Raw genomic sequence first — 3,960 nt, forward strand, 5'->3', positions numbered from 1 at the left:
CCACCCGACTGCTGCGCAGTCGAGTAGAATAGTGAAAATCAAAACATTATATTAACTCGTTCGTGTATTGCTTTAAAAATTTTGCCGTGTAGCCTTCCCCGTGATTAATAATTTCTTCAGGCGTTCCCTCAGCAATGAGACTCCCGCCTCCTTCTCCGCCCTCAAGACCTAAATCTATTATGTAATCTGCTGACAATAACACGTCTAAATTATGTTCGATAAATATAACTGTGCTTTTACTTCTATCAATTATGCGGTGAATGATCTCAAGCAATTTCTTGACGTCCGTATAAAATAATCCCGTTGTAGGTTCGTCGAGTAAATAAAGAGTCCTCCCGCCGAATTTCTTAGATAACTCCTTAGAAAGTTTCACGCGCTGTGCTTCTCCGCCTGAAAGAGTCAAAGCTGATTGACCCAGTTTTATATAACCGAGTCCTGCGTCCTGAATTACACGCAATTTATTAGCGATTTTAGGAATTTCAGCGAAAAAATTTAAAGCCTCGTCAACCGTCATTGCTAAAACGTCAGAAATATTCTTATTCTTGAATCTGACTTCTAAAGTTTCATGATTAAAGCGAGTCCCCTTGCAAACTTCGCAGTCCGAGTAAATATCAGGCAAAAATAACATTGAAGTCTTCACACTGCCCGCCCCTTTGCAGGATTCACAGCGTCCGCCCTTAACGTTAAAGCTGAATCTTCCTGAATTAAAGCCGCGAATCTTGGACTCTGGCAGACTCGCAAAAAATTCACGTATCAGCGTAAACACTCCTGTATATGTCGCAGGATTTGAACGGGGAGTCCGGCCTATAGGGCTTTGATCCACTAAGACAATATTATCAAAGAATTCTGCGCCCTGAATCGAGTCAAACTTCCCGGGACGTTCGCGAAAATCTTTATCGAGAATCCGCCGCAATCCCTTATATAATACGTCATAAAGAAAGCTGCTCTTGCCCGAACCTGATACGCCGCTGATACAAGTAAACACTCCGACGGGGATATTAATATTTAAATTTTTCAAATTATTGTGTGAAGCTCCTAAAACTTTAAGCCAGCCGAGTGGGACCCGCCGGGACTCTTTCTTGACTATTCCGGAAGATTCACCGCGCAAATATTTAGCCGTCTGACCTTGAGTCTTTAACACTTCTTCATAGCTGCCTGAGTATAAAATTTTGCCGCCGCCCTCACCTGCTCCCGGGCCAAGTTCTATTAAATCATCAGCCGCCTGCATTGTCTCTCTATCATGTTCTACAACAATTACAGTGTTGCCTAAATTCTTAATTGATTTCAGCGAGTTAATTAATTTTTCCGTGTCTCTTGAATGAAGCCCGATTGTAGGCTCGTCGAGTACATAAAGCACACCGCTTAAATTTGATCCGATTTGAGTAGCGAGTCTTATTCGTTGACTCTCACCGCCTGAAAGAGTATCAGCCCGACGCAGTAAAGATAAATAACCGACTCCGACATTCACAAGAAAATCAAGCCGCTTTGTTATCTCGCTTATAACCTGCTCAACGATTGAACGTTCATATTTGGACAATACAAAATTTTTTACAACGCCCGCTAATTTCTCGACCGGCATAATTAATAAATCGCCTATAGTATAGCCTGAGACTTTCACGTTTAAAGCCTCTTGACGCAATCTTAACCCGTTACAAGTTTTGCAGATGTCTTCTTCTTTATATTGCGCTACTTCTTCAGTTACTGAGTCATTATCTGCGAACCATTTTAATTTTTCTTCAAGCCAGCCGACAACGCCCTCATAACGTCCCATATATGGCCGGGCGACTCCCTTTTCGTCAAATATCATCGGTAATTTTTCGTCCCCGCTCCCGTTCCAAATAAAATCCTGAACTTCAACGGGCAAATCTTTATAAGGCTGACTCAAGTCCCATTTATGTTTACTGGCGAACAATTTTAATTTTTCGATAACATGAGGTTTTGACTTCCATGGAATAATTGCGCCTTCTAAGACTGAACGAGTCGGATCAATTGCGAGTTCACGCGAAAAATGTTCATGACTTCCGAGTCCGCCGCAATCGGGACAAGCTCCGACGGGATTATTGAACGAGAACAAACGCGGCTCAATTTCTGGAATGCTCGTCTCACAATCAGGACATGAATAATTTTCTGTCATAGTATATTCTTGCTTGCCTTCAGGTGAGATTAATACATAACCGTTTGAAAGTTTTAGAGCTGACTCAATTGATTCGGCGAGTCTCGTGCGTCTGTCTTGAGAAATCTTCAATCTATCTATTACTATTTCTATATAGTGGCGTTTATTCTTGTCCAGTAAAATTTCTTCTTCCAAGAAAAAAATATTTCCGTCAACCCTTGCGCGAGTATAGCCCTGTGCTCTGACCTGATTAAATAAATTCTTGAATTCCCCTTTTTTGTTGCGGATTAACGGTGAAAGAATCTCAACGCGCGAGTCATTCTCCTGACTCAAAATATAGTCAATAATCTCATCAATTGAATGTCTCTGAACAGGTTTGCCGCATTTAGGGCAATGAGGAATCCCGATTCTTCCAAATAACAGCCTGAAATAGTCATAAATTTCTGTAACAGTCCCGACCGTTGAGCGCGGATTATGGCCTGTGCCTTTCTGTTCGATTGATATAGCAGGAGACAGCCCCGAAATTTCGTCGACATCGGGTTTTTTCTGGACACCTAAGAATTGCCGGGCATATGCAGATAAAGACTCAACATAACGCCGCTGACCTTCAGCATATAACGTATCAAATGCAAGTGAAGATTTCCCCGAACCTGAAGGCCCGGTTATTACAATTAATTCGCCTCGCGGAATGTCTATATTTATATTCTTGAGATTGTGCTCCCGTGCGCCCCTGATTGAAATTTTTCCGTTCAAAAAATTACTGCCCTCCGTGAAAAAAGTTATTTATCAAGCAAGCAAATTATATAATATAAACGTGATAAAATTTTCGTGTAAGAATTCCCAGTAAGCAAATTAAAATCTTTCTTGAGTCATGGCAAAAAGCTAATTTTTACTAATACATTTACTAATACAAAAAGTTGCAAATTTCTTAGTTATAGCAAGATATTACGCAGGAAAATTTTTTGTTATCATGAAAATTTTTTAACAGCAATAAATTTATATGACTCGCGCAAAATTTTTTAATTGTGATAAAGTATTCGCAAAATTTTTTATTGAAGGAGTAATATTTTTATCGTGAAGAAAATTTTTTTATCGCTGCTGATATTTATTATTGCAATTTCTGCGGCAAATTCTGAAGAGTTACGAGTCATTCCCTACCCTGAGGGACTCGACACTAAGAGCGAGGGTGCTTCTTCTGCTCCCGGTGAAATAAATCACAAGTTTTCTATTTATTTTGACACTCTGACAGATTATTTTGTGCTCGAGTCATCACCTAACCGCGTAATTCTCTCAAATTATCCCACTTATCAGCAATCACGTGAACACACTTGCGGCCCGGCTGCTGTCTTGACTGTTTTGTACTGGTACAGCGTGAAGGATTATACAGAAATGGATTTAGCACGCGAAATGAACACAAAGCCCTACCCGGTCGGCACAAATCCTAGCGATATTATAAAATTTTTCAATAATATGGGCTGGGAAGTTGAAAGCAGCTTGACTCGTTCAAAGTTTGAGAGTTATGACGACTTCAAAAATTTTGCGATCTCGACTCTAAAATCTAACACGCCTATTTTAATAGACAATATAGAATGGGGCGGACATTGGCGGGTAATAATAGGCTACGACACAATGGGAACGGAGTCGACTCTTGACGATGTATTAATTCTTGAAGATCCCTACGACACATGCGATCATAAACAAGACGGCTACACAGTGAATAACGGGGAGAAATTTTTTTCCATGTGGTTCGCTCATTCGAATACTCCGGAAAATGAGAGAGAACAGCCGTTTATTATAGCTAGACCGAAAAAATAAAATCGTTGCGGCGGGGTAAAAATTATCTAGGG

General features: G+C 40.4%; 2 protein-coding genes. One reads left to right on the plus strand and one right to left on the minus strand.

Annotated features, from left to right (window positions below; genetic code table 11):
* Positions 1 to 46: 46 nt before the first annotated feature.
* Positions 47 to 2,866: an excinuclease ABC subunit UvrA gene (uvrA, locus tag IJS99_10215; GenBank protein MBQ7562181.1), complete on the minus strand. Its 2,820-nt coding sequence runs from the start codon at positions 2,864 to 2,866 to the stop codon at positions 47 to 49.
* A gap of 321 nt (positions 2,867 to 3,187) precedes the next feature.
* On the opposite strand from uvrA, the gene IJS99_10220 reads away from it, so the two are divergent.
* Positions 3,188 to 3,928, plus strand: a complete 741-nt coding sequence (locus IJS99_10220) for a C39 family peptidase (GenBank protein ID MBQ7562182.1) — start codon at positions 3,188 to 3,190, stop codon at positions 3,926 to 3,928.
* The last annotated feature ends 32 nt before the right edge of the window (positions 3,929 to 3,960 follow it).

It is taken from the genome of Synergistaceae bacterium, assembly GCA_017444345.1.
Taxonomy (GTDB): domain Bacteria; phylum Synergistota; class Synergistia; order Synergistales; family Aminobacteriaceae; genus JAFUXM01.